Genomic DNA, 4,208 nt, shown 5'->3' with positions numbered 1-4,208 from the left:
GTATCTACAACTAAAATACTGTATACACATACAGCATGTATGAAAGGACAGTATTATGCTTCAAGTAAATTTCGCTTCTCAACTATCAGCTCAGTACCCTTTGGCTAATGCCCATCGCTCAGTAAATACGATTGAACAAGCCATGATGTCAAAGCTTGCTAAGCTATCCCAGCACCAACAGCAGTGGATCTTATTCACCTCTGAATGTCCTCGACCACAGTATGAACAGTTTGCTTCTTTCAATATACATTGCGACAGAGTGATCCACATGAAACCCTCTCAAACGTTATCGGAATTAGAGATTGTGATGAAAGCTATCCGCTCCGGAAATGCCAGTGCGATAATCGCGTCAAATACTATTGAGCCTATCAACCAACACCTACTCAAGCAATTAGCGGCCGAGCACCACTGTGATGTGTTTTTTGTTGCAGGGAAACAGCAACCGTTCCATTGATCGAGAAAATGCTGTTGAGGGTGAGTAATGTTGTATTACCCTCCATAACAGCAAAGGCCTAGCATTGTGGCTAGACCTTTGAGATTAGAACATCTTAATTGTGTTACTGTGACACCAATAGATTAGATATCAATTACATCGAATGCCACTTCAGTATCGACATCGGCTTCGTAATCAACGCCATCAACACCAAAACCGAATAACTTCAAGAATTCTTCTTTGTATTCAACGTAATCCGTCAGCTCTTTTAGGTTTTCAGTAGTGATCTGTGGCCAAAGCTCACGGCAATGCTTTTGAATATCTTCACGCAGTTCCCAGTCATCCAGACGCAGACGATTTTGCTCATCTACCTCCGGCGCACTACCGTCTTCTTTATAAAGACGTTGGCTAAACATGCGATAGATCTGTTCAATACATCCTTCATGTACACCTTGCTCACGCATTTTCTTAAACACCATTGCGATGTAAAGAGGCATAACAGGAATAGCTGAACTGGCTTGAGTAACAACCGATTTAAGAACGGCCACATTAGCCGTACCACCTAGTACAGAAAGCTGTTCATTCAGTGCCGATGCGGCGCGGTCTAAATCCATCTTCGCTTTACCTAGCGCACCATCCCAATAGATTGGCCAAGTTAGCTCAGTACCGATATAGCTATAAGCCACGGTTTTACACCCTTGAGCCAATACGCCAGCTTCAGCAAGTGCATGGATCCACAGCTCCCAATCTTGACCACCCATAACCGTTACCGTGTCTGCAATTTCCTGCTCAGTTGCAGGTTCAACACTGGCTTCAATGATGATGTCTTTATTGGTATCAACCGCTGTCGCGGTGTATGTTTGGCCAATCGGTTTCAATGATGAGCGAATCAGTTCGCCAGTTTCAGGTAACTTACGCACTGGTGAAGCAAGCGAGTAAACCACCATATCAATTTGACCTAAGTCTTGTTTGATTAGCTCGATCGCTTTCTGTTTTGCTTGGTGAGAAAATGCATCACCATTTAGGCTTTTAGCATACAAACCCGCCTCGTGAGCAAGCTTGTCAAACGCGGCTGCGTTATAAAAACCGGCGGTGCCTGGTTTTTTGTCCGTGCCCGGTTTTTCAAAGAAAACACCGATGGTCGCAGCACCTCCACCAAAAGCGGCGGTAATACGAGACGAAAGGCCGTAGCCACTGGATGAGCCTACAACAAGTACACGTTTCGGTGCATTTTTGATAGGGCCTTGTGCTTTGGTGTAAGCAATTTGTTCTTTTACATTAGCTTCACAACCCACAGGGTGCGTTGTCGTACAGATAAATCCACGAATTTTAGGTTTGATGATCATATTCAACTTCCTTCAAAAATCTCCGCTAGGATAAAAGTTTCGCTCGAAGATCTCACCCTATTTCTTTAAAAACAGGCAGAAATTGCAAGTGGTTGGATCTCTCGTTGCTCAAAAAATCAGGGCACCCGACTAGGATGCCCTGATATATGGTCACACTTTTAGTGACGATATTCGCGACTAGGCGACATGATTAAGCTTTGGCTTTCCCGGCTTATTAGTCATCACCTCGCTCAAGTCATGGCTAAAGTGATCAACTTGAATCGCTTTATAACGCAGTTTGTCTGCGGCCAAAATTTGGTCTACTTCAGTTTGAGTCAACACATTTTCGCTTAAGGCTTGAGCTAATCGCTCAGTAAGGGCACCTTTACGCGCAATTTTACCCTCTTTGGCTGCGCGGAACAGCTTGCGCTCAAGTGCACTGATACCGTACATCGCCAAAAATGCTTTTTCCATCAAGCCAACGCTATCGTCTTCCTCTGGCCCAATGTAGCAAAGATGAGTGAGACGATCTCGATGTGCTCCAGGAGTCATTAAGCTTTCCGCCAGTTTGACCGACAGCTCATCGCTAGGTTTGTCATAATGGTTGCCCAAAGGGAAGACCAATACTTTAAGTAAGCGCCCAACCACTTTGTTGGGGAAGTTGCTGTACGCCTCTTGCAAAGATTTAGCGGCGTGGTACAGACAGTATTGCACCGCGTAGTGCACGTAATCTAAATCAGTTTGTTGGCGGCCTTCATCTTCATACTTTTTCAAGGTCGCTGAAGCCATGTACAGATAACTCAAACCATCACCTAAACGCGCTGAGATCATCTCTTTACGTTTAAGATCGCCACCTAACGTCAACATAGCGAAATCGGCACTCACGGCAAGTGCTCGGCTAATGCGCGTTAACTGTTGGTAATACGCTTTTGTTGGGCCGCTCATTTGCGCTTTGACAAAGAGCGAACCCGTTAATGCAGCACCGAGTGCCCCAAAGGTATTTTTGGTCGCGTGGCTAATGTGCTTAAACAACAGCTTATCGAAATCTTTCGCGCCTTGCTCTGTATCAGGATTAGCCGCCGCTTCCATCTCTTTCAAAACATAAGGATGACAACGAGTGGCACCTTGGCCAAAGATCATCAAATTGCGAGTTAGGATATTGGCCCCTTCAACCGTAATTGCGACCGGGATACCGAGATAATGTGTTCCGAGGTAGTTCATTGGCCCATCTTGAATCGCTCGACCAGAGTGAATATCCATCGAATCATTTAAAATTGTGCGCGCAATTTCTGTCATATGGTATTTGGCAATGGCGGTCACTATACCCGGTTTTTCTTTCAAATCGAGCGAGGTTGTGGTTAAGGTTCGTGTCGCTTCAAGCAAATAAGTTAAGCCACCGATACGGCCCAGTGCTTCAGCTACCCCTTCAAATTTACCAATCGACATGCCAAATTGCTTGCGCACATAAGCGTATGCACCTGTCGTGCGCGAAGTTAAGTGACCAATCGCCGTACCAAGTGCGGGCAATGAAATACCACGCCCTGCCGACAAACATTCCACCAGCATGCGCCAGCCTTTACCCGCATAGTCAGCACCACCGATGAGCCAATCCATCGGGATGAAAACATCTTGACCACGCGTTGGGCCGTTCATAAACGCAAGGCCGAGTGGATCGTGTCGCTCGCCAATTTCCACGCCTTTGTGATTAGCAGGGATCAGCGCGCAGGTAATGCCGATATCGAGCTTATCGCCTAGAAGTTTGTCAGGATCACTGAGTTTGAAAGCTAGGCCTAGCACAGTTGCAACCGGAGCAAGCGTGATATAACGCTTATTCCAACTGAGTTTAATCCCGAGGACTTCTTTGCCCTCGTGCTTGCCGTAACACACCACGCCTTGATCAGGAATGCCGCCAGCATCGGAGCCTGCTTCTGGCCCGGTCAGCGCAAAACAAGGGATATCCGTACCGTCAGCTAAGCGAGGAAGCCAGTAGTCTTTCTGTTGTTGTGTACCGTAGTGAGAGAGGAGCTCTCCCGGGCCAAGCGAGTTTGGCACCATCACTGTAACAGCGGTACTGATACTGCGCGTCGCAATCCGTGACACTATGGTGGAGTTGGCGAGTGCGGAAAATTCACGACCACCGTAGGCCTTTGAAATAATCAAAGAGAAAAAACGCTCTTTACGCAGAAACGTCCACACTTCCGCTGGCAAGTCGCGATCTTCTTTCACGATTTTATGGTCATCTAACATGGACAGCAGCGTTTCCAACTCATTATCAATGAAAGATTGCTCTTCATCTGACAAGGTTGGTTTTGGGTAATGATGCAGCTTGGTAAAGTCTGGACGACCTGAAAACAGTTCACCATCCCACCAAACGCTGCCCGCTTCCATCGCCTCTTTTTCTGTCTCCGATAACGGAGGCAAAACTTGCTTAAACAGTTTAAAGGCGGGGT

Annotated in this window: 3 protein-coding genes; 1 reads left to right on the top strand and 2 read right to left on the bottom strand. The window is 46.6% G+C overall.

The features are described 5' to 3' along the window. The first annotated feature begins 55 nt into the window (after nt 1-55). On the top strand, nt 56-454 hold the full coding sequence (locus B9J84_RS03535) for a hypothetical protein (protein WP_064625499.1): 399 nt from the start codon (nt 56-58) through the stop codon (nt 452-454). Nucleotides 455-576: 122 nt separating this feature from the next. Here the strand turns inward: B9J84_RS03535 and fabV are convergent, their stop codons facing one another. Together fabV and B9J84_RS03525 are read right to left on the bottom strand one after the other, a co-directional pair. Then, nucleotides 577-1,779, bottom strand: coding sequence for an enoyl-ACP reductase FabV (gene fabV, locus B9J84_RS03530; protein WP_026028134.1), 1,203 nt, complete (start codon nt 1,777-1,779; stop codon nt 577-579). Between the two features lie 177 nt (nt 1,780-1,956). Then, the coding region (locus B9J84_RS03525; RefSeq protein ID WP_143698829.1) for an acyl-CoA dehydrogenase at nt 1,957-4,208 on the bottom strand (2,252 nt) is incomplete at its 5' end.

The sequence above is a fragment of the Vibrio sp. V03_P4A6T147 genome, assembly GCF_002241085.1.
GTDB classification, from domain to species: Bacteria; Pseudomonadota; Gammaproteobacteria; order Enterobacterales; family Vibrionaceae; genus Vibrio; species Vibrio anguillarum.
This window is presented reverse-complemented; position numbering and strand designations above follow the sequence as displayed.